This window comes from Streptomyces mayteni, assembly GCF_054783955.1.
Genome location: NZ_BAAGPR010000074.1, coordinates 16,543 through 40,002 on the forward strand (window position 1 = coordinate 16,543; position 23,460 = coordinate 40,002).

The window sequence follows — 23,460 nt, forward strand, 5'->3', positions numbered from 1 at the left end:
TCCCCCCAGGTGCTCTCCAGAGATGCGAACCTAGCCATTCGGGGTGGGAAAGGCGCAGGCCAGAGGCGGTGCGGCGGGGCGAGAGGGAGCCCACTTCTGTGTCGATTGATCTGGCCTGGATTCGCATACTGACCAGCGCGTGTGAGGTATGGGTCGACAGGACGGGGGTGGCCGATCGTTGAGTCTCACGTCGCGAGTCGTCGCTGTGCCCGTGCAGAGCTTCGGCGACATGGGCTGTGAAGTGAGCACGGGGGGAGCAGGGCCAGGGGGACGTGGAGTGGGCCGGTCAGGATCCGTCGTGGGGATGCGGCGGCTTCTGTGTCTCTGGCTCATCGAGCGTGACGGTGATGTCCTCGGTGCCCATGGTCAGTCGCACAATCGGGGGTGTGTGGTCGTGCCGCCAGGAGAGTTGGGCAGCGTAGGAGCCGTCATGGAGGTCCATCAGGGGGTGCACGGCACCGTGGTCGGCCGTCGCGTCGATGAGGTGGGAGATGCCCGGGCCGAGGGGGTTTCCGCTTGCATCGCGTGGGGTGACGCGGAGGATGGCTGTGCCGGGTTTCTCGTGGCTGATGTCCACGGTCGTGGTTCCGGCGTGTGGTTTGCCGCTGATGTACAGGGACATGGATTGGTATCGCTGGAACGTTCCGCCGCAGGCTGTGCCTCGGGCCTGGAACTCGAAGCTGTAGACCCCGTCCACCTCGGGGGCGGGGATATCCAGGGAAAAGACCCCTTGATGCCCGGGGGTGAGCCGGTAGCGGCGGGTGGTGAGTGCGATCAGGGGAGGCAGGCCGGTGGGGATGGGCTGGCGGTCGGCGTTCAGGGCCTGGGCGACGATGGCTGGTGTGGAGGCCGCGGCCAGCGAGGTCTGCGGCGCGGTGACGGTGACCACGACCTCCGCGTCGGTGATCCGCTGGGCGTCTTCCTGGATCCGGGCTTCGAGCCGGATCGGTGTCGTGGTGTCCAGGGCCTGCACTGTGCCCCGCATGGTGAGTTGGCTTTCCACCAGCACACTGGTGCTACAGCGTTCCTCGGCGCCGGCGAGGGAGGCGCCGTGGATTCTCATCCGCCAGGTTCCCAGTTGGGGCGGGCCGATGGTGGCTCCCGCTCCCGGGCCAAGGGGCGGGAAGGCGATCTGGTAGAAGCGGTAGCCGGGCCGCTCGCCGTATCGCACCAGCTGATTGGACAGCGGGGAGTTCGGCGTGAACCGGGTGTTGTCGGGTGCGGTGACGGTGAAGTCGACCACGGACGACGGGTTGTCCCAGTTGAGGACGAACGTGATCCGCCGCTCGCACGTGGTGATGGCCACGGGGATCTCGACGTCTCCGCCCTGGGTGACGGTGATCAACGGATCGGCTGCCGTCTGGTGCCGGAAGGCGTCGGCGAGGACCTGGAGGAAGTGCTTGCGTAGCACCAGGGTGTCGTTCGTGAGGAAGAACGTTCCGTTGGAGGAGGAGGCGAGTTCGCTGAGAGCGGCGACGGAGATGTTCTGCGGCTGCCCGAGCCCGATGGCGTAGACCTCCGTGCCCGCCTGGGTGATTGCCGGCTGTGCGGCGGCGATCGAGGGCGGCCGGTTCTCCAGACCGTCGGTGAAGACGAGAAGCACCTGGCGGGGGTTGGTCGCCGGCGACAGCTGTGCCTGGCCCAGTCGCAGACCGCCGCCAATGGAGGTGAAGTTCCGAGGGGTGAGAGCGTTGGCGCCGTTCTCGACGGCGGCCCGTTGTGCGTCGTCGAACCCGCGGAAGGGGGTGAGCACGGCGAACTCGTCGTCGAACTCCACGGAGCCCATCTCGTCGCCGCGCCCGGTGATCACCAGGTCGGCGAAGAGCTTCACGGCCGACTTCAGGTTCTCGATCTTCGTGCCGCCCTGTCCCGGGGCGGACATGCTGCCGGAGCGGTCCAGGACGAGTTCGACCGACACAGGGTCGGGCAGAACGCCGTTGCCCTGCAGGCGCACGGTGGTGGTGGGCATGCTCGGGTCGTTGCTGGCGATGGTGAGCAGGCCGGTCACGGGTCCGGCGGACTGCGGGGCGAACACCACGACGAAGTGCTTGGAGCTGTTGCCCAGCACGGTGCCGGAGACGGTGAGCGAGTCCGGCGGGAGGGTGGTCGGATCGGTGTCGGTGACGAAGAACGGTGCGCCGTTGGAGGTCAGCGCGACGGTGAGGGGCTGGCATGGGCTGGTGTTGGCGACCGTGATGCTCAGTCCGAAGAAGAACTGGACTGGGAAGTCGCCGAACTGCAGGTCGGTGGGGGCGACGGCGATCGCCGGTGGCGGCGTGGGCAGTCCCGTGCCGGTGAGCCCCACCCTCACGTCGCCGGTGTTGGGGTCGTTGGAGGTGATGGTGAGGGTGTCGCTGGCGGTCCCGACCGTGGTGGGCCTGAATCGCACGGTCAGCGTCGATGTTGCCCCCGGGCCCACGGTGAGTGTCGCGGGGGTGGCGCTGAAGGCGGCGGTGGTGGTCTGGGCCGCGGTCACCGTGAGCGGGACGGCGCCTGAGTTGTGGACGTTCACGGGGAGCAGGGTGGAGAGGCATACTGGGACGCCGGGGAAGTTCAGGTTCTGGGGCGTGACCGTGATGTGCGGGTAGTCTCCACTGCCGGTCAGGCTGACGGCGGCGCTCGCGTTCGTCGGGTCGGTGGTGTCGAAGCGCAGGTTCTTTCCGGCGAGCGACGCCGCGGCGGTGGGCGTGAACGTCACATTCACCGTCTGGGATGCCGTGGCGCTGAGCGTGAAGGGGCCGCTTGGGCTGAAAGTGACCTGGGGATCGTCGCTGCGCAGGTTGGAGATGCCCAGTGTCGACCCTCCGACATTGCGCAGGGCCAGTGGCAGCGTCTTGGGGGTGCCGACCAGCACGGGGCCGAAAGCGAGCATGAGAGGGGACCAACTCGCCCGGGGGCCGGCCGGTGCCGTGAAGGAGCTGATTCCCAGGGTGGAGATCGAGGCGAGACCGGGGTCGGCTGTTCCCAGCACGGTCGGCGTCCCCGTCAGGTCGATGAGCTTCACGGCCGAGCCAAGGACGGCGCCGCAGACTCCGGTCGTGGCCTCGACCGCCACCACCGGGCCCCCGCCGAGGTTGGGATCGAAACGGCTGTCCGACGCCGTCCCGATGGTGTTGATGCGGTGGACGTAGGTGTCATTCTGACTGGCGGCCAGGATCGGTTGTTGCCCGGTGACGGCGATCGAATCGACCGAGAGCAGCTGGGTGTTGATGCGGCCGAGTGACGTGTGGCTGCCGGCGTCGAACCACTTGACGATGCCGCTGCTGGCGTCGCCCGCCGCGATGATCGCGGCCGATGCGTCGATCACGGGTGGGCCGGCCAGCCCGGGAGTGAAGCTGGTGACGCTGGGGCTGTTGGGATTCGTGAAGTCGATCTGCACGATCTCGGGGTCCGAGCCTGACACCACGACGACATGGTCGGAGGTGAAGGCCAGCGAGCTGATGGCGGGGCGGCCGCCCTGCGAGATCAGCGGCGTCGCGGCTGTCCCCAGGATGACCGGAGCATTGGGGTTGGAGAAGTCCATGAGTGTCACTCGGGCCTGGAACGTGGACGAGAACTCGCCCGCGGCCACGAGCGAGTCGCGCATCGCGATCGCGCCGATTCCGTTCAGTAGCGTCATCGCCGTGCCCTGCGGGACCGGTGTGGCGGGATCGGTCACGTCGACCACCCGCACCTGGCCCGTCAGCACACTGCCGACCGCTGTGTGCGAACCACTGATCGCCACCCGACATCCCGCGTTGAACTGCGGATCGACCAGAACCGTGGTGGCTGACGCGGGGGTGGTGAAGTCAATGACCGCGAACGACGTCTCGTTCTCCGAACCGGCCACCACGACTCTCGGCATGGCACACTCCTAGCGATCCCCGAGCCGACACCCAGGCCTATGTGGTCATCCTCGGAGCGATCCGGAGCGCGAGCCACCGGCGGCAGCCGATCGAGTGACACGGGCAGCGAGCCCACCGCATTCCGGGGGATCGCGGCGGTCGCGGCCAGCGCGCCGAGACCGAGGCCGACGTTCCGTATCGCCTGCACCTTGGCGGGCACGTCCACCCCGTCCGTGCCGGGCACGGGCGCTCCAACGGTCGTCTGCTGGACGGCAGGGAGGCCACATTCACCGGCGCCCACCATCAGTCAGTGGGACCTGGAGCGCGACAGGGACGCGCTCTTGGCCGAGGCGCTGCGGGCGGTGGCAATGAAGACGGCCCTCTGGGAGCTCAGCCGGAAGGACGAACACGCCGCCGAACTGGACTCCCGGCCCCGGTGGACGAGGTGGTCTACGCGATCCTTGCCCAGCACACCATGGTCCACGATGTCGAGCGCGCCACCAGCCCGGAGCTGGTCCACACGACCGACAACGAGCCCTTCACCTGGCGGCCCCGGCGACTACCCCCACCGCTGCAACAAGGCAGCCGGGGGGGGGGGGCGAACCACCGGCGCGGTACTGCATCTCCGCCGAGGAGACCACCCAGCGCCACACCATCCCGAGCGCCAGCTGGCCTCGATCGGCATCTTCGACATGGGGTGGGGCCAACGACATCAGCTTCGAGCCGGATGACGAGGACGAGCGTCTTCCACTGCCGGCCCAAGCGGGCGGCCCGGACGACAGCACCCGCCCCATCGCCTCCACCACGGCACCAGGTGAGGAACGGGCCAGCGCGGCATTCTGCGCCTCCTCAAGCGCCAGGTCGAACAGCGCCCTCTGGAAGGGCCGTCCACGGGAGCCGATGACCTGCTTCGAGGCGGATTCCATGGGGCGTCGCAGCACGACTGGTCAACTGGCTGTTGCCAGGGGCTTAGACCGTGTCCTACGTGGTGAGTCGGCCGTTGCTTGGGCATGGGTGGTTCGCGGTGGGGATGGGTTGTTCCGGAGGGCTTGTGGGAGATCGCACGGGAGTTGCTGCCGTCTTCGCGGGTGCGTCCGCAGGGTGGCGGGACTCAGAACGCGCCTGATGAGGCGGTGTTCGCGGCCATCGTCTACGTGCTGACCAGTGGGTGCGCTTGGCGGCATCTGCCGCCTTGTTTCGGGATATCGAAGTCCACCGCGCACCGCCGGTTCCTGATCTGGTCTCGGGCTGGGGTGTGGGGTCGCCTGCACCGGTCGGTGCTCGACGAACTCGCCGGCAGAGGGCTTCTCGACCTCCCCCGGGTGGTTCTCGACTCCGCTCACGTGCGGGCCAAAAAGGGGGTGAACACACAGGCCCGAGCCCCGTGGACCGGGGTAAGCCCGGTTCCAACACGACAGCAAGCGCCTGAAACCGCTGCTCGCTGGTCTCCAATCGAGACACGACCCCGAACGCGGCCGGCACTACCGGCCCGGCAAGGTGCACGCCGACAAGGCGTATGACCGTCCTGACCTGCGCAGATGGCTTCGTGGCAAGCGCATCGCCGTCCGTATCGCCCGTAAGGGAGTGGAGTCCAGCCAGCGGCTGGGACGACATCGGTGGGTGATCGAACGCACGATGTCCTGGCTCTCCGGCTACCGCCGCCTGGCACCCCGCTATGAACGCCATTCCCGCAACTACCTGGCCTTCCTTGGCCTCGCCGCCGCCCTCACCTGCTACAAACGCCTCCGCCGACTCACCACGTAGGACACGGTCTAAGGGCCGGCACGACGGCGGGGAGCGCAGGCGGAGCGCGGACGCCCGTGGACGGGGGTGCACAACCCGGTAGTTGGCGGGCGGCTAGGTGGCTCGTGACCAGCGATTTTGGGATTCGAGAGGCTTGGGAAGTACCCTGGCGCAGGTGGGCTATTGGCCTCGTAATGCGCAGGTCGAGGTTCGTTCCCCCAGGTGGCTCATACAAGGCCCAGATATGCGCCTCCGCTGACCTGGGCCTTTTCGTTTCCTCTGGCAAACTCGGCTCGTCCCGACGTGCCTGTTCCCTGCCCAAGTGCCTGTGGGAACGCAAGGGGAACGCATCAGCGCAATGTCAGCGCGGAGCGCGCGCACGACGCAGGCCCACGGCCGAGGCGGGCGGACTTCGTTGTTGTCGTGGATGGACAAGACGGCTTCCACTCACCGCGTCCAGGGCCTTCGACGCAGCGCGCTCGTGGGCGAGTTTGTGGGCCTTACCGCGCCCGGAAAGCGCTCTGCCGCGGTTCAGGCGCGTTGAGGTGGTACGAGTTGGACTACAGCCTCTTGACTCCAGGGGCGGTTGTTGCGTGGGCGCGGGCATTCCAACAGGGAAGTGGCTCAGCCTCGGCTCGTGGTGACGCGGCAGCGCACGGACCGCAGCATGGCCATACGTGAGCCGTCCGGCCGGGCGAGGCCCCGAGCGGCTGCTGCAGTCCGTCCAAGGGCCTCATCTCCGCTGGTCGGTGGCGAGCCGCTCACGAATTTTCCAGGGACTTTTCAGGGACTTTCCCTCCTGTCCGAGGGACTTCCCAGGGACTTTCCATGGTGCAGGGAGGGCAGGGCCAGACAGGACGGAAAGACGCGTTTCCGCAGGTGAGAGCCGGTGCGGTCAGCACTCCACCACGTTGACCGCGAGCCCGCCCCGCGCCGTCTCCTTGTACTTGACGGACATGTCGGCGCCGGTCTGCTTCATGGTGCGGATGGCCTTGTCGAGGGAGACGTGGTGGCGGCCGTCGCCGCGCAGCGCCATCCGGGCGGCGGTGATCGCCTTGACCGCGGCCATGCCGTTGCGTTCGATGCACGGGATCTGCACCAGGCCGCCGATCGGGTCGCAGGTCAGGCCCAGGTTGTGCTCGATGCCGATCTCGGCCGCGTTCTCCACCTGTTCCGGGGTGCCGCCGAGCACCTCCGTGAGGGCGGCGGCGGCCATCGAGCAGGCCGAGCCGACCTCGCCCTGGCAGCCGACCTCGGCGCCGGAGATGGAGGCGTTCTCCTTGAACAGCATGCCGACCGCGCCGGCCGCGAGCAGGAAGCGGACGACGCCGTCCTCGTCGGCGCCCGGCACGAAGTCGAGGTAGTACCGCAGCACCGCCGGGATGATGCCGGCCGCGCCGTTGGTGGGGGCGGTGACGACGCGGCCGCCGGCCGCGTTCTCCTCGTTGACCGCCATCGCGTAGAGCGTCACCCACTCCAGCGTGGCGTCGGCCGAGGGCCCCTCGGCCCGCAGCCGGCGGGCCGAGGTGGCGGCCCGCCGGCGGACCCTGAGGCCGCCGGGGAGTATCCCCTCCTGCCGCAGGCCGCGCGCCACACAGTCCCGCATCACGGCCCAGATCCGCAGGAGTTCGGCCCGCACCTCGGCCTCGCTCCGCCAGGCCGTCTCGTTGCGGAGCATCAACTCCGAGACCGAGAACCCGGTCTCGCGGGTGAGCCGCAGCAGCTCGTCGCCGGTCCTGAAGGGGTGCGGGAGGCGGGTGTCGTCGAGCCGGATCCGGTCCGCGCCGATCGCCTCCTCGTCCACCACGAAGCCGCCGCCCACCGAGTAGTAGGTCCTGGCCAGCAGTTCGTGCCCGGCGGCGTCCGCGGCGGTGATCCGCATGCCGTTGGCGTGGTACGGCAGGGCGCGCCGCCGGTGCAGCACCAGGTCGGCTTCGGGGTCGAACGGGACCTCGTGCGCGTCGCCGATCTCGGCGCCCAGCAGCCGCAGCCGGCTCGTGGCCCGGATCCTGGCCACCTCGTCGTCCGCGCGGTCCACGTCCACCGTGTCGGGGGCGTGGCCCTCGAGACCGAGCAGCACGGCCTTGGGCGTGCCGTGCCCGTGCCCGGTGGCGCCGAGCGAGCCGAAGAGCTCGGCCCGCACGGCGGCCGTGTGGGCCAGCAGGCCCTCGTTCTTCAGCCGCCGCGCGAACATCCTGGCGGCCCGCATCGGGCCGACGGTGTGCGAGCTCGACGGGCCGATGCCGACGGAGAACAGGTCGAAGACGGAGAGGGCCATGGTGGGTTCACCCAGGGGTCGGTCAGCTGTTGGTGAGGGCGTCGTACTCGGTGGCCGACATCAGCCGGACCGGCTCGGCCGACTCGTCGACCCGCACCCGGAAGAGCCAACCGGCCTCGAACGGTTCCGAGTTGAGCAGCGCCGGGTCCTCGACCACGGCGTCGTTGATCTCGGTGATCTCGCCACTGACGGGGGAGTAGAGCTCGCTGACCGACTTGGTGGACTCCAGCTCGCCACAGGTCCCGCCCGCGGTGACGGTGGCGCCCACGGCTGGCAGGTCGACGAAGACCACGTCGCCCAGCGCGTCGGCCGCGAACCGGGTGATGCCGACTGTCGACACGCCGTTCTCGGCGGCCGACAGCCACTCGTGCTCCTCGCTGTAGCGGAACTGCTCGGGGTTGTCGCTCATCGGGCTCTTCTCCGGGTTGGTGGCGCTTGACGCGGACGGTCGGGGGACTCGGACGGTGCTCGGGCGTCGCCTGTGACGCTACCGACGCTACTTCCGACGCTTGTAGAACGGCAGCGCGACGACCTCGCACCGTTCGTGGGTGCCGCGGACGTCGACGGCGACGCCCTCGGTGCCCGGCGCGGCGTGCGCCGCGTCGACGTAGGCCATGGCGATCGGCCGGCCCAGCGTCGGCGAAGGGGCGCCCGAGGTGACCGCGCCGACCACCGTGCCGTCGGCGGCCACCACCGGGTAGCCGGCGCGCGGCACCCGGCGGCCGGTGGCGACGAGGCCGACCAGGACCCGCGGCGGCCGCTCCTCGGCCCGCTCGGCCGCGGCGGCCAGCGCGTCCCGGCCGACGAAGCCGGCTGGCTTGCCGAGCCTGACCACCCGGCCGAGGCCGGCGTCGAACGGCGTCGTTTCCGTGGTCAGCTCGTTGCCGTAGAGCGGCATCCCGGCCTCGAGGCGCAGCGTGTCCCGGCAGGCCAGGCCGCACGGCACCAGGCCCTCGGGCTCGCCGGCCTCGGTCAGCGCCGCCCACAGCGCCCCGGCGTCCTCGGCGGCGCAGAACAGCTCGAAGCCGTCCTCGCCCGTGTAGCCGGTGCGGGCGATCATCGCCGGCCGGCCGGCGACCGTGCCCGGCAGCCCGGCGTAGTAGCGCAGCGCGCCCAGGTCGGCGTCGGTGAGCCGGCCGAGGACGGCGGGGGAGGCCGGGCCCTGGACGGCGATCAGCGCGTAGCGGTCGCGGTCGTCGCGCACCGCCGCGTCGAAGCCGGCCTGCCGCTCGGTGAGCGCGGTCAGCACCGGGTCCGTGTTGGCGGCGTTGGCCACCACCAGGAACTCGTCGTCGGCCAGCCGGTAGACGATCAGGTCGTCGAGGATGCCGCCGCGCTCGTCGCAGATCATGGTGTAGCGGGCCCGGCCGACCGCGAGCGCGGACGGCTCGCCGACCAGCGCGTGGTCGAGCAGCGCGCCGGCGGCCGGCCCGACGACGGCGATCTCGCCCATGTGGGAGAGGTCGAAGAGGCCGACGGCGGTGCGCACCGCCTGGTGCTCGGCGCGCTCGCTGCCGTAGCGCAGCGGCATCCGCCAGCCCGCGAAGTCGGTCATGACCGCGCCCAGGGACCGGTGCACGGCGTCGAGCGGGGTGGTGCGCGTGGCGCTCGGCGGCGCGGGGGCGTCCGACGGCTGGGACATGGCGTGGCTCCAGGGGCTCCAGGGGCGAAGGGCTGACGGACGGCGCGAGGCCGTGCGCGTGGCCCTCCCCATCTGTCATCTGCACCTGAGAGGTTCGCCGGACGCCCGGGACCGGGCGGCGGCTTGCACCGTGGGTGGGGCCCGCCCCCGCAGGGAGCGTGCCCGCTTTTCAGATTCGCCTTCCGCGCGCGGTATCAGGGGCCTGAGAGATTCAAGGGAGGACTTGCTCCTTCGGCGCCCCGGCACGCCGGGGACTCTCCCGCGCGCGGTCGAACGGCCAGTATGCGGTTGTTCTCGTCTGTCGGACATCATCGCACGAACCGCGGCGGGTGGCCCGGCCACGGTGGGCGCCGGCCCAACGGGCGGGCCTGGCAGCCGTTATGGTGCCACTCGGCGCTCTGAGTGGATGGTGGGCTGAAACGATGAACATGGCAAGGCAGGGGCCCGGATACGGCGGCGGCTGGCCGAGCAACGAACTCGAGGAGACCCTCGCCGCCGCCCTCGGGGTGGCCGACGCGGGCCCCCGGCTGTTGAAGGTGCTCGCCCGCAGCGCCCTGTGGGTGCCGCTGCCCGAGGGCGGCGGCCGGGAGAGCCGCAACCTCGACCTGCCGACGATCGAGCTCAACGGCGCCGTGTACGTGCCGGTCTTCAGCTCGGCCGAGCAGCTGCACCTCGGCGGTGCGTCGCACCTGCCGTTCGCCGTGGCCCCCGCCTGGGAGTTCGCCCGCGGCCTGCCGCCGCGGGTCGGCATCGCCGTCAATCCGGGCGGCACGGTCGGCGTGCCGGTGCCGTCAGGCGTGGTCGCCGAGCTGTGTCGGGTCAGCCCGGGCGAGCGGATGCCCGGCGTGCCGTCCGGCGCCCGGATGCGGCTCTTCCAGCCGGACTGGCAGGACGACCCCGTCGACTTCCTCGCCGCCGTCACCCGCGAGGTCAGCGCGCTCGGCTTCGTCCGCTCCGCGCGGCGCGGGCTGGCCAGCGCCGAGGGCGGCTCGCCCTCGCTGTTCCTCGGCGTGGAGCTCGACCAGCTCGACGACGGCCTCCGGGTCGCCGTCCACGACGGCCTCGGCCGCGCGCTCGCCGCCCACCCGGTGGCCTGGCCCGTGCAGCTGGTGCTCCTTGATGCCGCCGACGATCCCGTGGTGGACTGGCTCAGGGAGTGCGTGCAGCCGTTCTACACCCGCGACGCCTGACGGTCCGACGACGTTCCGCCACCGGGTCGCGACGCGACGTCACGGCCCGGGGAGGTGGCCGGGATCGCGGCTCCCGGGCCGCTCGGCTGGGCATGTTGCTCCGTGGAGCGTGCGGCGTGGGGAGGGCGTGGGCCAGGTGAGCGGTGGAGAAGGCGTCGAGGAACTGCTGCCCCGGATCGCCCCCGACCGCCTCGACGCGTACGAGGGCCTGCTCGCCGCCCTGGCCGCCGGCGAGGTGTGGATGCTGCTCTGGCACGGCAGGCCTGGCGAGCCCGACGCCCAGTACGGCAGCATGGACGTCACGGGCCACGGCTACGCGCCCTGCGTCACCTCCGAGCGCGAGCTGCGGGCCAGCGGCTGGACCAGGGAGCACGAGGTGGTCGGCGGCCGCGACATCGCCGCCGCGCTCTACCCCGACCACTGGGGCCTCTGGCTCAACCCCCACACGCCGAGCGGCGGGCTCGGCGTCCCCTGGCCCGACCTGCGCCGGATCGCCGGCGGCCTCGACCGGCTCCCGGCCGGGCCGCTGCGGATCACCGAGCCGACCGTGGGCGCCGACGCCTTCTACGCCCAGCTCGTCGCGCTCGCCGAGCGCACCAGGGTGCTCCGCAGCCTCCGCCGGGCCTGGGTCCGGCCGGCGGTCGGCCCCGCCTACCTGGTGATCGGCCTCGACGTGGACGCCCCGGACGAGCGCTCGGCCGAGGCGGTCCGGCAGATGATGCGCCAGGCCATCGCCGCCGTCCCCGAGGGGCTGCCGGTGGGCACCGTCGCCATGGCCGACGGCTACGACCCGGTGGCCATGTGGCTGCACGCCAACGCGCGCCCCTTCTACGACCGCGACGCCCCGGCCGCCCACGACCCCGGCGCCCTGCGCCAGCACGGCTACGGCTACCCCCGCCCCGGCTGACCTGCCCCCCTTGCGCTGATCGGGCGAGGGGCCCGGTCCCGGGGTTACGGTGGAGACAGACGTCACATCTCAGACACGTGTGCTGAAAGGGGACGCTGCATGCACGCCATCAAGAGCTCGCTGCCCGACACCGCGACGAAGATCGTCGGCGAGGCGCTCCAGGGAGGGCTCGTCGACCTGATCGACCTGTCGCTGATCGCCAAGCAGACCCACTGGAACATCGTCGGGCCCCGGTTCCGATCGATCCACTTCCAGCTCGACGACGTGGTGTCCACCGCGCGCTCCCACTCCGACACCGTCGCCGAGCGCGCCTCGGCCCTCGGTATCTCCCCCGACGGCCGCGCCACCACCGTCGCGACCCACACGGGCATCGCCAAGGTCGCCGACGGCTGGCAGCAGGACACCCAGGCCGTCCGCACCATGGTCGACGCCCTCAGCGCGGTGATCATCCGGATGCGCGAACGGATGGACGAGACCGGCTCGGTCGACCGGGTCTCGGAGGACATCTTCATCCAGATCACCAAGGACCTGGAGAAGCACTGCTGGATGTTCCAGGCCGAGAACGGCGGCTGACCCCGCGGTCTCCGACCGGCCCCCGACCGGCCCCGACCGGGGCGTGGCCGGGGGCCTCGCGGCCGGACGGCACCCGGCTCAGAGTTCGACGAGCAGCTTGCCGCGGTTGGTGGCGCGGTCCAGGTAGAGGCCCTGGTAGGCGCGGGGGATGTTGTCGAAGCCGTGGCGGATGGTCTCGCGGAAGGTGATCTCGCCGCGGCGGATCATGCCGCCCAACTCGTCGTGCAGGGCCCTGAGGTCCTGCTCGTTCACCCAGTCCTGCGCGTAGATGCCGCGGATCGTGGTGCGGGGCCGCATGATGTGCTCAAGCAGCCGCGGCCCCAACCGGTCGCCGCCGACGGTGCTGCCCCACTGCCAGGAGACGGCCACCTGGCTGAAGCGGTTGAGCATGGTGAACACGGCGTCGGTGAACGTGCCGCCGAGGTTGTCGAAGTACTTGTCCACGCCGTTGGGCGCGGCCTTCTGCAGCGCGTCGAGCACCGTGCCCAGGTCCTGGCCGTCCGTGTAGTGGAGGACGGCGTCGAAGCCGAGGTCGGTGAGGTACTCCGCCTTCGCCGGGGTCGCGGTGGTGCCGACGACGCGGGCGCCGGCCAGCTTGGCCAGCTGGCCGACGAGCGAGCCGATCGGCCCCGTCGCGCCGCTCACCACGACGGTGTCGCCCGGCCGCACGGTGAAGAACTTGGTCATCGTGCCCCAGGCCGTCAGCCCCGGCACGCCCATCACGCCGAGCGCCGTCGACATCGGCAGCGCGGCGTCGTAGTCGGCCGGGTCGAGCCGGCGGAACGGGGTGACCTCGAAGGGGAACTCCTCGGTCTGCCACACGTAGGCACGGCCGTCGCCCACCACGTGGGTGGCCCAACCGCCGAACCCCTCGACGATGTCGCCCGGCCGGAACGCCGCGTCGGGGCCCGCGTCGAGGACCTCCATGATCGACAGGCCGGGCGCCTTGTCGCCCACCGGCGTCACCTGGGTCAGGCCGTTGAGGAAGGGGTCGACGGACACGTACAGGGTGCGGAGGAACATCTCGTCGCGGGCGAGCCGGACCTCGACGTCCTCGGCGACCTTCTCGTAGACGCGCTCGACGTCGGGCACTCCGGGCACGTGCTCGCGCACCACCCACTTCTCGACTCTCATGACGGATCCTTTCGTGGCATGCCGAAGACGGCTCCGAAGGCGCCGCCGTCCTGGCGGGCCGACGGGGAGGGGCGGGGCGTCGGCCGGCTGGGCGGTCGGCCGACGCCAGGTCGCGAGTCATGCCGGGCGCGTGGGCGAGCGCGACGGCGGTCGCGCCCGCCACGGCGCCCACAGGATGATGATTACGCCAGCCGGGCGATTCATTCCGCCGAACGCACCGGCTCACCCGAGTGGGTGAAATCGTCATACCGGAGCGCCGTCGCGAGGGTCAGCTCGCGGCCGCCTTGCCGGGATTCCAGGGGCAGTTGGCGGCGTGGTCGTCGTTCACCACGATGCCGCGGCGACAGTAGGAGCAGGTCACCGGCGCGGTCGGCTCCACCGGGCCCTCGAGGCCGGTGACGACCGTGACGTCCGCCTCCTGGCGCGGGAGGTCGGGCAGCGGGAGGTCGGGCAGCGGAAGGTCAGGCACGGCGCGGCCCTCCGGACCCGACCTCCGCTATGGTCCCGGCGCCTCGACGGACGGCGGTCAGCGTGTTCACCAGATCCCCCCAGGGCGTCGACGACAGTGGGTCACCACCAGCCTGCCGCCGCGGGGAGGCCGTAAGTGTCACCGCCGGGTGACACGCGTAGCGTTCAGAGCCCGGCCCACGCCGCCAGGCGCGACAGCGCCTGCGGCGAGCGCCGGCGGATGTGGAGCAGGCCGCGCAGCGTCTCGCGTACCCGGGGGTGGAAACGGGTCTGCTGGGGCGCGAGCTTGCGCGCCAGTGAGAGGGAGGCGAGCGCCGCGTCCGTCCGGCCGGTCTCCAACTCGGCGCGCGCCTGGTCGACCAGGTGCGCGGCCCGGCGCGAGGTGGCCCAGCCGCGGGGCGCCCGCACGGACCGCGCGGCCGCGTACGCCGCGTCGAACTGCCGCAACTCGAGGCGGGCGAACGTCTCGTGGGCGGCCACGTTGGCCGGACCGAACGACAGCCAGTGCACGTGCCCCACCTCGCCCGTGCGCTCGGCGATCTCCCGGGCCTGCGCGAGGTGCGACTCCACCCCCGGCAGGTCGCCGGCGCGGGAGGCGAGGACGGCGGCCGCGAGGTGGAGCTGGCCGGTGACCGCCCGCGTCTCCGTTCCGTCGTCAGCGGCGCCCAGGATCCGGTGCCCGTCGGCGACCATGCTCAGCCCGATGTGGTGCCGCGCCGTCGGCGACCGGTAGGACAGCGCGCGCTTGTACTGCCGGATCGCGGCGAACACCGGGTCGGACGCCCGCTCGGCGGCCCAGCCCATCCGGTCGAGCGCCAGCGCCGCGAGGTCCTGGTAGCCGAGCTTGGTGGCCACGTCGTGCGCGCTGCGGCACGTCGACGCCAGGGCCTGCCACAGCTCGGTCGTCGGCCGCTCGCGGCAGGCCACGATGAGGTCCACGAGCAGGCTCGGCAGCGAAGCCGCCGCCAGCTGGAGGCGGGCCGCCCGCACGTCCCGGCAGAGCGCGTCGGCGGCGGCCGTCAGCTCGGCCGCCGGCGCCTGCGGCAGATAGGCGTCGGTCGGCAGGTCGTAGAGGTCGAGCGCCTCGCGGATCGGCCCGATCAGGGCCGCCACCCGGTCCGGGCGCAGGGCGTGCGCGGCCGGGCCGATCAGGGCGGTGACGGGCACGCCGAGGGCCCGCGCGACGGCGGCCGTCAGCTGCGGCGACGCCTTCTTGTGGCCGGCCTCCACGTGCCGCAGCAGGCTGTACGAGTAGGGGATGCGCAGCGCGAGACCGCGCTGGGTGAGGCCAGCGCGCTTGCGGTGCGCGGCGATCCTGGCTCCGGTGCTGTCGTCGTCGGGATCGGGGTCCGGCATGCGTGGCTCCGTTTCCGGTGGGGGATCCTCGGGGGTTCCCGTGGGGGTCTGGAACGGCTCTACCCGTGGCCGGCCCGCGGCAAGGCCGCGCGGGCGTGGTCGGTCGTGTGTGCTGAACTGCTCGCATGAGCAACCGTGTTCTCTACCTGCTCGGCTGCGCCGCGCCCCCGGTGCGCTACGTCGACCTGGCGATACGCGCGGCGCGGGCCAGGGGCTGGGACGTCTGCCTCGGGCTGACCCCGACCGCGGCCGGCTGGCTGGCCGGCCGCCTCCCCGAGCTGGCCAGGGAGACCGGCCACCCGGTGCGCGTCGAGCCCCGACCGCCGGGCGCGAGCGACGGCTGGCCGCCGGCGGACGTGAGCGCGCTGGCGCCGGCGACGCTGAACACGGTGAACGCGGTCGCCCTCGGCCTGACCCCGACATGGGTCGCCGCCCACGCCTGCGAGGCGCTGGGGAAGCGCCGGCCGCTGATCGTCATGCCGTGCGTGAACAGCGCCTACGCCTCGCACCCGCAGTTCGACCGCTCGGTCGCGACGCTGCGGGACGCCGGCACCCGGGTGCTGCTCGGCGGCCCGGACGGCTTCGTGCCCAACCCGCCGGGGGAGGGGCGGCCCGAGGAGTACCCGTGGCACCTCGTGTTCGAGGCCGCGGACGCGGCGCGCTGAGCCGCCGTTCCGGTGAGCCGTTCCAGTGAGCCACGCCCGTGAGTGGACCAATACGCCGGGTTCCGGGGTGGCGGGCGGTCTGATCGGCAGTGACGTTCCGTCGATTCCCGATGTCCGATCAGGAAGCAGGAGAGTACCTACATGCGCATGCGTAGCGCCATCGCCGCCACCGCCCTGGCAGCCGTCAGCGTTCTCGGCGCGGCCGGCGTCGCCAACGCCGACGCCGACGCGGCCGGCTTCGCCAGCCACTCCCCGGGCGTGCTGTCCGGCAACAACATCCAGATCCCGATCGACCTGGACCTGCAGGTCTGCGGCAACACCATCAACCTCGTCGCGTTCCTGAACCCGGCGTTCGGCAACGTCTGCGTCGCCAAGTGAGCTGACCGCGGACACCCGTAGCCCCCCGCCGGCCACTGGCCGGCGGGGGGCTACGTCGTTCCGGCCCTCGGGCCGTGGCTCAGACCAGCCGGACCAGCGCCTGCACCGGCGCGTGGTCGGAGGGGTAACGGCCGTCGCGACGGTAGGTGTTGATCGCCGCGCGCAGCACGCCGACGCCGTCGTTGGCGAGCACCCAGTCGATGCGGTTGCCGCCCTCCACCGGGTCGCGGTAGTTGGGGAAGGTGCCCCAGGCCGGGGTCAGCCGGCGCTCGGCGGCACCCCAGGTGTCGGTCAGCCCGGCCTCCTGGGTGAGGATCCGGTAGGACTCGGAGGTGCCGGCCGGGGTGTTGAAGTCGCCGGTCAGCAGCACCGGGAGCGCCGGGTCGAAGCCGCCGATCCGGTCGCGGACCAGGCCGGCGCTCCGCTGCCGCGCGTTCTCCGACTGGTGGTCGAAGTGGGTGTTGACGTGGACGAACTCGCGGTCGGTGCGCCGGTCGAGGAACCGCACCCAGGTGACCATCCGCACCACGTTGTTGCCCCAGCTCGTCGAGCCGATCACGGACGGGGTGTCGGAGAGCCAGAAGTGGTCGTAGTCCAGCGGCTCGACGCGGCGGGCGTCGAAGTAGATCGACATGAACTCGCCCCGGCCACCGCCCTCACGGCCCAGACCGATCCAGTCGTAGTGTCCCGGGAGGTCGTCCCGCACCTGCTTGACCTGGTGGTACAGGGCCTCCTGCACGCCGAGCAGGGTGGGCCGCTCCTGGTCGAGGAAACGGGCCAGCACCGGCCGGCGGTCGGTCCAGGAGTCGGGGGTGCCGGGCGCGGCCTTCGCGTCCATGCGGATGTTGAACGTCATCACGTGCAGCCGGTCGCCGGTCGCCTCGCCGATCAGCGCCCCGCGCGAGCGCTCGTCGGCCGCGGCCGACGTGGCGCCCATGCCGACCAGGCCGGCGGCACCCGCGACCCCGGCCGCGCCGAGCACCCCTCGTCGGGAAATCCCCATGTCAGTCCTCCTCGTGGTGGGAAGTCAGCGTCCGACGAGGAACTGTCGTCCCCGGACGCGTCCTCGTGTCGAACGCCAGCCGAACGTGGGGAGGTGCGCGGGTTCCCGTCGCGTTTTGTCGAGCCAGTACAAGTTTTCCCGCGCGATGGCCCTGGGCATCAACTCCACGTAAGTTCCCGGAAGTTAAGGGGACCAGGCCGGTCGCGGCGGCCGCGTGCCGTCTTGCGGTGGGCCTGACTCCGGACGTAGATGTCATAAGTGTCCGCGAGCCCACCAGCCGGGGTTCGCAACCGCTTATCCGATCGGGGGGTTAACCATGGCCACTCCGCTGTCCGCCGACCGACTGCTGAAGGCGCTGCGGGACGAGGGCGTCAAGGTCGTCGAGTACAAGTCATGGCGGACGCACAACCGCAACAGCGCGGGCCCCTGGGGTCCGGTGCACGGGGTGATGATCCATCACACGGTCACCTCGGGCACCGACTCCTCGGTGGCCCTGTGCTACAACGGCCGGTCCGACCTGCCGGGGCCGCTGTGCCACGGCGTGATCGCCAAGGACGGCACCGTCCACCTGGTGGGTCACGGCCGCGCCAACCACGCCGGCCGCGGTGACGGCGACGTGCTGGCCGCCGTCATCGCCGAACGCGGCCTGCCAGCCGACAACGAGGCCGACACCGACGGCAACCCGCACTTCTACGGATTCGAGTGCGTCAACCTGGGCGACAACAAGGACCCGTGGCCGGCCGCCCAGGTCGAGGCGATCGTGCGCGCCTCGGCGGCCCTGTGCCGGACGCACGGCTGGGGCAAGGACGGCGACACCTCGGTGATCGGCCACCTCGAGTGGCAGCCGGGCAAGATCGACCCGCGCGGCCCCGGCATCACCATGGGCGGCGTCAGGTCCCGAGTGGCCGAACGCCTGCGGCACGCGGCGAACTGGAACCCGGACAACCAGGAAGACGAGGAGGGGGACATAGTGCCCAACCGGATCCTGTACAGGACTGACGCCTACGTCCGCACCATCAAGCCGGACACCTGGACGACGCTGCACTTCAACCGCGTGTACCAGGGCGGGAAGTGGCAGGAGCCGGAGCCGCAGGCCAGCGTCCTGTTCGGGTCGGTCTACTACACGCTCTCGGCGGGGGTGATCGTCAAGGGCCTGAAGCGGGGACAGGAGTTCCAGATCCGGCTCGCCGAGTACCGCGAGCAGAGCGACGGCACCTTCCAGCGCGGCAGCACGCTGCCGATCAACTCCCCGGTGCACGACGGCGGCGACGGCCACTTCACCTACACCTGGACCGGGCACATCTCCAGCACCCAGAAGGGCCGGCTGCGCCTGGAGGTCAAGCAGTCCGGCGACGCCGACGTGACGGTCGAGGCCGCCCGCGTCGAGGCCCTGTCCTGGCCCACCTGACCCCGGAGGGCCCCGTCGTGTAACGCTCTCCCGTCCCCGTGCCAAGTAGTGGTGTAACCATCGGCACGAGGACGGGAGACGCGTACGTGAACATAACCAGAAGCCGCGGCGGGCCGGCCGCGGCCGCCCGGGACCCGGAACTCTTCGAGGAGTTCTACCGGGAACACGTCGACGCCGTCACGCGGTTCCTCGCGCGCCGGGTGGACGACCCCCACACGGTCGCCGACCTCACCGCCGAGGTCTTCCTGGCCGTGATCGACTCAGGACACACCTACCGGCCGGCGCTCGGCAGCGAGCGCGGTTGGCTCTACGGCGTCGCCCGCAACATCGTCTCGGCCGAGTACCGCCGCACCGCCCGCGAGCAGGTGCTCAGCGGCCGGATCGCCGGCCGCCGGCTGCTGGAGCCCGACGACATCGCGCGGCTCGAGGAGAAGCTGGTCGCCGAGAACGAGGGCCGCCGGCTGATCGCCGCCCTCGCGGAACTCCCCGAGGGCGAGCGGGCGCTGCTCGAACTCGTCGTCGCCGACCAGCTCTCCGTCCCCGAGGCCGCCCGCGCCCTCGGCATCCGCCCCACCGCGGCCCGGGTCCGCCTCCACCGCGCCCGAGGCCGGCTGCGCGCCGCGCTCGACCAGGCGGCCGGGACCGTCGACACCCCGGAACCGCCCACCAGGCCCGTCACGTCTCTCAGGAGCGCGCTGTGAACAACACCTTCGAGGACCGCCTGCTGGCCGAGCTCACCCACGAGGTCCGACTCGCCGCGGCCACCGAGGCGCCGGCCGCGCCGCGCCGCCGCCGGGTGCTGACGCCCGTCCGCGCCGGCCTCGGCGTGGCCACCGCCGGGATCGCCGCCGCGTCCTTCCTGCTCCTGCCGGGCGGCGGCGCCACGCCGGCCTACGCGGTGGAGCGGCAGGACGACGGCAGGGTGCTGGTCGACATCACCACCTACGGCTTCGACAAGTACGACGAGCTGCTGGCCGACCTGCGGGCCGCCGGCGTGACCGTCATCGAGGAGCCGGAGCGGGCGCTGCACTGCGGGGACGAAACGTTCCCCCCCGAGGACGTGTCCTTCCCGACGGAAGAGGACGACGACGCCCCGTCGGAGGCAGACGACGACACCCCGCCGGAGGTAACCGTCGTCACCAGCGGCTTCTTCGTCATCGGCGACGGGCTGGAGTGGCCGTCGCTCGTCCAGCCGAGCGGTCAGGAGGTGAGCGCCTCGGAGGTGGGCTTCCTCATGAGCCCGGGCGACACCGTGATCCACGACAGCGACGGCGACCAGCACTCCCTGGGCTTCTTCAGCGGCTCCTGCGAATAGCCCCGAACGCCGGGACGGCGGCCGGTAGCGTGGCGCGCATGCGCTACGAGGCACGGCACAGTGCGAACCGCGGCTGGTACGTCGTCTCGGACGAGGGCCACCTCGCCCACGTCCCCGACCCCGACACCTCCCACCTGAGGGCCGCCCTGTTCGAGCGGCGGGAGGACGCGGAGCGCTGCGCGGCCGAGCTGAGCCGGCTCGGCCAGCTCAGCTGACGCCCCGCACCAGCTCGATGTAGCGGTCCCAGTCCCAGTGTGGGCCGGGGCACGTCCGCACCACATCGGGAACCTCGTTGTGGCCCACGATGTGCTCCCGGTCCACCGGGATCCCGTACCGCTGGCAGATCCCGGCCACCAGCCGCGCGGACGACTCGTACAGCACGTCCGTCAGATAGTCGGGCTCGTCGACCCAGCCCTCGTGCTCGATGCCGATGCTGCGCTCGTTGAAGCTCCGGTTCCCGGCCTGGAAGGCGACATCCAACTCCCGGACCATCTGCGCCACATGACCGTCCTGGGAGCGCACCACGTAGTGCGCCGCCGCCTGGTGGCCCGGATCCTGGAAGACCCGCAGCGTGATGTCGTAGGTGGCCTCCGGCATGTGGACCACCACCCGGTCTATGGCGTAGTCGCGCGGGCGGCTGGCCCGCCGGTAGTTCGCCGAGGACGCCGGCACCCACTCCGCGCCCGGGTGATCGACCTCACCCTCCTCGCGGGGCGTCTCGGACCCCGAGTACCGCCACCACCACTGGCTCAGCCCGTCCCGCGCGGCGTACCCGGCGAGGCCGACCGCACCGGCCGTGCCGCCCAGCAGCAGCGCGCGCCGGCGCAGGTCACCGCGGGTGATGTTCCCTTGCTCACTCATTCAAGCCCTCTCCAGCCCGCTCCGCCCCCACACCCGCCCCACACCCGCTTCGCACCTGCTTGGCACCCGCTCCGGAGCCGAGAACGCGCGTGGCCTCCGGCCGGTTCCACCCGGCTCGTAGAATCGGTGGCACCATGCCCTACTTCGACCATGCCGCCACCACTCCCATGTTGCCCGAGGCGATCGCGGCGATGACCGCCCAACTCGCCCACACCGGCAACGCGTCGGCGCTCCACGGCTCCGGGCGGCTCGCCAGGCGCTCGGTCGAGGAGGGGCGGGAGGCGCTGGCCGCCGCGCTCGGCGCCCGGCCGAGCGAGGTCGTCTTCACCTCCGGCGGCACCGAGGCCGACAACCTGGCCGTCAAGGGCCTGTACTGGGCCCGCCGGGCCGCCGCCCCGCGCCGCGACCGGATCCTGGTCAGCCGCGTCGAGCACCACGCCGTGCTGGACGTCGTCGAATGGCTCGCCGACCACGAGGGCGCCAGGATCGACTGGCTGCCGGTCGACGCCGTCGGCCGGGTGCACCCCGAGGCGCTGCGCGCCGCGGTGGAACGCGACCCGGACGATGTGGCGTTGATCACGGTCATGTGGGCCAACAACGAGATCGGCACGGTTCAGCCTATCCACGAACTGGCCGCGATCGCCCAGGAGTTCGGAATTCCGATGCACGCGGACGCGGTGCAGGCCGTCGGCCAGCTCCCGATCGACTTCGGCGCCTCCGGCCTCGCCGCGCTCACCGTCTCAGGCCACAAGATCGGCGGCCCCTACGGCGTCGGTGCCCTGCTGCTCGGCCGCGACTGGACGCCCACGCCCGTGCTGCACGGCGGCGGCCAGGAGCGGGAGGTCCGCTCCGGCACGCTCGACGTGCCCGCCATCGCCGGCTTCGCGGCGGCGGCCGAGCTGGCCGCCGAGCGCCGCGAGTCCTTCGCCCACGAGGTCGGCGCGCTGCGGGACCGGCTGATCGACGCCGTCACCACCGCCGTGCCCGACGCGATCCTCGGCGGCGACCCGGACCCGGCGGGCCGGCTTCCCGCGAACGCGCACTTCGCCTTCCCCGGCTGCGAGGGCGACTCCCTGCTGCTGCTCCTCGACGCCCAGGGCATCGAGTGCTCCACCGGCTCCGCCTGCACCGCCGGCGTCGCCCAGCCGAGCCACGTGCTGCTCGCCATCGGCGCCGACCCCGAACTCGCCCGCGGCACCCTGCGGTTCAGCCTCGGCCACACCACGACCGCCGACGACGTGGCCGCGGTGGCCAGGGCCATCGGCCCGGCCGTCGCCCGCGCCGGAACCGCCGGGCTCAGCTGAGCCATGGGCCGTACCCTGGATGACGTTATGACTGACACACGTCCTGACACACGTCCTGAGCGGATGCGGGTACTGGCCGCCATGTCCGGCGGCGTCGACTCGGCCGTCGCAGCGGCCCGCGCGGTCGAGGCCGGCCACGATGTGACCGGCGTCCACCTCGCGCTCTCCGCCAACCCCCAGTCCTTCCGCACCGGCGCCCGCGGCTGCTGCACCGTCGAGGACTCCCGCGACGCCCGCCGGGCCGCCGACGTCATCGGCATCCCGTTCTACGTCTGGGACCTGGCGGAACGCTTCCGCGAGGACGTGGTCGAGGACTTCGTCGCCGAGTACCGGGCCGGCCGCACCCCCAACCCGTGCCTGCGCTGCAACGAGAAGATCAAGTTCGCCGCGCTGCTCGACAAGGCGCTGGCGCTCGGCTTCGACGCGGTGTGCACCGGCCACTACGCGAGCGTCGTGCCCACAGCGGACGGCGGCCGGGAGCTGCACCGCTCAGCCGACCTGTCCAAGGACCAGAGCTACGTGCTCGGCGTCCTCGACGAGCGGCAGCTGGCGCACGCGATGTTCCCACTCGGCGACACCAGGGCGACCAAGGCCGAGATCCGCGCCGAGGCGGAGCGCCGCGGTCTCGCGGTGGCCCGCAAGCCCGACAGCCACGACATCTGCTTCATCGCGGACGGCGACACCCAGGGCTTCCTGGCCAGCCGCCTCGGCGCGGCCGAGGGCGACATCGTCGACGAGTCGGGACAGAAGGTCGGCACCCACCAGGGCGCGCACGGCTTCACGGTGGGCCAGCGGCGCGGCCTGCGGATCGGCCACCCGGCGCCTGACGGGCGGCCGCGGTACGTGCTGGACATCTCACCGGTCGACAACCGGGTCACGGTCGGCCCGGTCGAATCCCTCGACGTCGTCGCGCTGACCGCCATCAACCCCCGCTGGTGCGGCACCCCGCCGGCCGGCCCCGGCCACTACACCGCCCAGCTCCGCGCCCACGGCGGCGAGACGCCGGTGGCGGCCGAGCTGCGCGACGACGACACGCTCCTCGTCCGCTTCGCGGCGGCGGTACGGGGCGTGGCGCCCGGCCAGGCCGTCGTCCTCTACGACGGCCCACGGGTCGTGGGCTCGGCGACGATCGCCACGACGGAACGGGCGACGGCCTCGGCGCCGGCGTGAGGTGGTGGGGGTTCTCCCCCCACCCACCCGCCCTTTCCGTTCCGCTGCCGCGCCGCGGGCGCGCTGCGCGCGGGGTGGTGCGCGCTGCGCGCGGGCGGCGGCCCGCCGGGGCCTCAACGGCGGCGGAGCCGCCTTGTTGGGCCCCTGTGGGCCGTGCCGGCCTGTGGGCCGTGCCGGCCTGTGGGCCGTGCCGGCCTGTGGGCCGTGCCGGCCTGTGGGCCGTGCCGCGCCCACCCACCCG

General features: G+C 72.1%; 19 protein-coding genes, 2 pseudogenes and 1 riboswitch. Of the genes and pseudogenes, 12 read left to right on the forward strand and 9 right to left on the reverse strand.

Annotated elements, in window-relative coordinates:
- Positions 1-286: 286 nt before the first annotated feature.
- Positions 287-3,844, reverse strand: a complete 3,558-nt coding sequence (locus ACYVPE_RS27110) for a choice-of-anchor D domain-containing protein (RefSeq protein ID WP_461036345.1) — start codon at positions 3,842-3,844, stop codon at positions 287-289.
- Between the two features lie 990 nt (positions 3,845-4,834).
- Here ACYVPE_RS27110 and ACYVPE_RS27115 point away from each other — a divergent pair.
- Positions 4,835-5,588 (forward strand): annotated as a pseudogene (locus tag ACYVPE_RS27115) (transposase).
- A gap of 874 nt (positions 5,589-6,462) precedes the next feature.
- Here ACYVPE_RS27115 and ACYVPE_RS27120 read toward each other — a convergent pair.
- The 3 genes from ACYVPE_RS27120 to gcvT form a co-directional block, all read right to left on the reverse strand.
- Positions 6,463-7,845 (reverse strand): L-serine ammonia-lyase, encoded by a 1,383-nt coding sequence (locus ACYVPE_RS27120; RefSeq protein ID WP_461036346.1) that lies wholly within the window; start codon positions 7,843-7,845, stop codon positions 6,463-6,465.
- A gap of 22 nt (positions 7,846-7,867) precedes the next feature.
- The gene (gcvH, locus tag ACYVPE_RS27125; protein WP_461036347.1) at positions 7,868-8,254 is read right to left on the reverse strand and encodes a glycine cleavage system protein GcvH; all 387 of its coding nucleotides are present in this window, start codon (positions 8,252-8,254) and stop codon (positions 7,868-7,870) included.
- An 87-nt stretch (positions 8,255-8,341) separates the two neighbouring features.
- A complete protein-coding gene (gene gcvT, locus ACYVPE_RS27130) occupies positions 8,342-9,487 on the reverse strand; it encodes a glycine cleavage system aminomethyltransferase GcvT (RefSeq protein WP_461036348.1) in 1,146 nt (381 codons plus the stop codon).
- Positions 9,488-9,666: 179 nt separating this feature from the next.
- Positions 9,667-9,759: riboswitch (glycine riboswitch) on the reverse strand.
- A gap of 150 nt (positions 9,760-9,909) precedes the next feature.
- Between gcvT and ACYVPE_RS27135 the strand changes: the two genes are divergently transcribed.
- The 3 genes from ACYVPE_RS27135 to ACYVPE_RS27145 all read left to right on the forward strand — a co-directional run bounded on the left by ACYVPE_RS27135 (position 9,910) and on the right by ACYVPE_RS27145 (position 12,157).
- A complete protein-coding gene (locus ACYVPE_RS27135) occupies positions 9,910-10,677 on the forward strand; it encodes an enhanced serine sensitivity protein SseB (RefSeq protein WP_461036349.1) in 768 nt (255 codons plus the stop codon).
- A gap of 136 nt (positions 10,678-10,813) precedes the next feature.
- Positions 10,814-11,584 carry an enhanced serine sensitivity protein SseB C-terminal domain-containing protein gene (locus tag ACYVPE_RS27140; RefSeq protein WP_461036350.1) on the forward strand — a complete coding sequence of 257 codons (771 nt, stop codon included), beginning with the start codon at positions 10,814-10,816 and terminating at the stop codon, positions 11,582-11,584.
- 99 nt (positions 11,585-11,683) lie between these two features.
- Positions 11,684-12,157 (forward strand): Dps family protein, encoded by a 474-nt coding sequence (locus ACYVPE_RS27145; RefSeq protein ID WP_461036351.1) that lies wholly within the window; start codon positions 11,684-11,686, stop codon positions 12,155-12,157.
- Between the two features lie 78 nt (positions 12,158-12,235).
- Here the strand turns inward: ACYVPE_RS27145 and ACYVPE_RS27150 are convergent, their stop codons facing one another.
- The 3 genes from ACYVPE_RS27150 to ACYVPE_RS27160 form a co-directional block, all read right to left on the reverse strand.
- Complete coding sequence (locus ACYVPE_RS27150) at positions 12,236-13,291, reverse strand: MDR family NADP-dependent oxidoreductase (RefSeq protein WP_461036352.1); 1,056 nt, start codon at positions 13,289-13,291, stop codon at positions 12,236-12,238.
- A gap of 268 nt (positions 13,292-13,559) precedes the next feature.
- Positions 13,560-13,760: a hypothetical protein gene (locus ACYVPE_RS27155; RefSeq protein ID WP_461036353.1), complete on the reverse strand. Its 201-nt coding sequence runs from the start codon at positions 13,758-13,760 to the stop codon at positions 13,560-13,562.
- A 164-nt stretch (positions 13,761-13,924) separates the two neighbouring features.
- Positions 13,925-15,115 (reverse strand): helix-turn-helix domain-containing protein, encoded by a 1,191-nt coding sequence (locus tag ACYVPE_RS27160; RefSeq protein ID WP_461036354.1) that lies wholly within the window; start codon positions 15,113-15,115, stop codon positions 13,925-13,927.
- Positions 15,116-15,240: 125 nt separating this feature from the next.
- Here ACYVPE_RS27160 and ACYVPE_RS27165 point away from each other — a divergent pair, with 125 nt between their 5' ends.
- Together ACYVPE_RS27165 and ACYVPE_RS27170 are read left to right on the forward strand one after the other, a co-directional pair.
- Complete coding sequence (locus ACYVPE_RS27165) at positions 15,241-15,780, forward strand: flavoprotein (protein ID WP_461036355.1); 540 nt, start codon at positions 15,241-15,243, stop codon at positions 15,778-15,780.
- Positions 15,781-15,921: 141 nt separating this feature from the next.
- Entirely contained in the window at positions 15,922-16,158 is a 237-nt protein-coding gene (locus tag ACYVPE_RS27170; RefSeq protein WP_461036356.1) for a chaplin, read from the forward strand.
- Positions 16,159-16,237: 79 nt separating this feature from the next.
- Here ACYVPE_RS27170 and ACYVPE_RS27175 read toward each other — a convergent pair whose 3' ends face one another.
- The gene (locus tag ACYVPE_RS27175) at positions 16,238-17,161 is read right to left on the reverse strand and encodes an endonuclease/exonuclease/phosphatase family protein (protein WP_461036357.1); all 924 of its coding nucleotides are present in this window, start codon (positions 17,159-17,161) and stop codon (positions 16,238-16,240) included.
- A 316-nt stretch (positions 17,162-17,477) separates the two neighbouring features.
- Between ACYVPE_RS27175 and ACYVPE_RS27180 the strand changes: the two are divergent.
- The 4 genes and pseudogenes from ACYVPE_RS27180 to ACYVPE_RS27195 form a co-directional block, all read left to right on the forward strand.
- A pseudogene (locus ACYVPE_RS27180) lies at positions 17,478-18,116 on the forward strand (N-acetylmuramoyl-L-alanine amidase); the annotation flags it as partial.
- A 545-nt stretch (positions 18,117-18,661) separates the two neighbouring features.
- Positions 18,662-19,270 (forward strand): RNA polymerase sigma factor, encoded by a 609-nt coding sequence (locus ACYVPE_RS27185; protein ID WP_461036363.1) that lies wholly within the window; start codon positions 18,662-18,664, stop codon positions 19,268-19,270.
- A complete protein-coding gene (locus ACYVPE_RS27190; protein ID WP_461036358.1) occupies positions 19,267-19,884 on the forward strand; it encodes a hypothetical protein in 618 nt (205 codons plus the stop codon). Before ACYVPE_RS27185 ends, ACYVPE_RS27190 begins: the two co-directional genes overlap by 4 nt.
- 38 nt (positions 19,885-19,922) lie before the next feature.
- Complete coding sequence (locus ACYVPE_RS27195; RefSeq protein WP_243745134.1) at positions 19,923-20,099, forward strand: hypothetical protein; 177 nt, start codon at positions 19,923-19,925, stop codon at positions 20,097-20,099.
- Here ACYVPE_RS27195 and ACYVPE_RS27200 read toward each other — a convergent pair.
- Positions 20,092-20,745 carry an N-acetylmuramoyl-L-alanine amidase gene (locus ACYVPE_RS27200; RefSeq protein ID WP_461036359.1) on the reverse strand — a complete coding sequence of 218 codons (654 nt, stop codon included), beginning with the start codon at positions 20,743-20,745 and terminating at the stop codon, positions 20,092-20,094. The two genes, ACYVPE_RS27195 and ACYVPE_RS27200, sit on opposite strands and share 8 nt — an antisense overlap.
- Positions 20,746-20,879: 134 nt before the next feature.
- Here ACYVPE_RS27200 and ACYVPE_RS27205 point away from each other — a divergent pair, with 134 nt between their 5' ends.
- Positions 20,880-22,049 (forward strand): cysteine desulfurase family protein, encoded by a 1,170-nt coding sequence (locus ACYVPE_RS27205; RefSeq protein ID WP_461036360.1) that lies wholly within the window; start codon positions 20,880-20,882, stop codon positions 22,047-22,049.
- A 27-nt stretch (positions 22,050-22,076) separates the two neighbouring features.
- On the forward strand, positions 22,077-23,219 hold the full coding sequence (mnmA, locus tag ACYVPE_RS27210) for a tRNA 2-thiouridine(34) synthase MnmA (RefSeq protein WP_461036361.1): 1,143 nt from the start codon (positions 22,077-22,079) through the stop codon (positions 23,217-23,219).
- The last annotated feature ends 241 nt before the right edge of the window (positions 23,220-23,460 follow it).